General features: G+C 68.2%; 1 protein-coding gene and 1 pseudogene. One reads left to right on the top strand and one right to left on the bottom strand.

Going from position 1 to position 632, the window contains the following annotated elements; all coding sequences use genetic code 11:
- Positions 1-38: 38 nt before the first annotated feature.
- The gene (locus ACFFHC_RS05205) at positions 39-344 is read right to left on the bottom strand and encodes a hypothetical protein (RefSeq protein WP_379803567.1); all 306 of its coding nucleotides are present in this window, start codon (positions 342-344) and stop codon (positions 39-41) included.
- A 75-nt stretch (positions 345-419) separates the two neighbouring features.
- Between ACFFHC_RS05205 and ACFFHC_RS05210 the strand changes: the two are divergent.
- A pseudogene (locus ACFFHC_RS05210) lies at positions 420-632 on the top strand (hypothetical protein); the annotation flags it as partial.

A 632-nucleotide genomic window follows, 5' to 3' on the forward strand; every position in this document is an offset into this window, starting at 1 on the left:
CGCATCTCGGGCGTTTCCGTCTGCGGTGTGTGGGTCGATCAGGTGGTGGCTGGGCGCAGGAGCTCGGGGCAGCAGCCGGGGTCGGGCCAGTCGGCGAAGTCGACGCCCATGCGCTGTCGCCATGCCTCGGCCTGGTTGTCGCACTCCTCGGTGTCCCAGACGGGGCGGGGGTGGCGTCCGACTTCCTCCAGCACGACGTTGACCCCGGCTGTTGTGAGGGTGTCAGCGACGCGTTGGGTGACGATCATGTTGATCGTGTCGCCGGGGTGGTAGAAGTCGCTGCCGTCCCAGCCCTCGGCGGCGGGGTCGGTGCAGTAGGACTCGATCGTCCACGCGGCAGGCATTCGCGGCTCTTCCGATCTGAGGGTGTAGCAGTGGTGGTGTGACCGGGTCGAGGTAGGGGTCGAGGTCCCCTGATGATGGGGGTTCCTACACCGACCCGACCAGAAGACCTCGACGTGCGTGAACTTACCTTTGATGCCCCTGATCTGACGACCTTCGCCCGCCTGGACGAGCTTGGTCTCGTTGCGGTTGGCCAGCGCGTGGAGGCTGACCGGGCGGTGCTGGAATGCCGGGTGGTCGCGGGCGATGACGACGCGTTCGGCCGGCACTGCGGGGCCGAGGGCCGCCGG

It is taken from the genome of Kytococcus schroeteri, assembly GCF_042433515.1.
Lineage (GTDB): Bacteria > Actinomycetota > Actinomycetes > Actinomycetales > Dermatophilaceae > Kytococcus > Kytococcus schroeteri.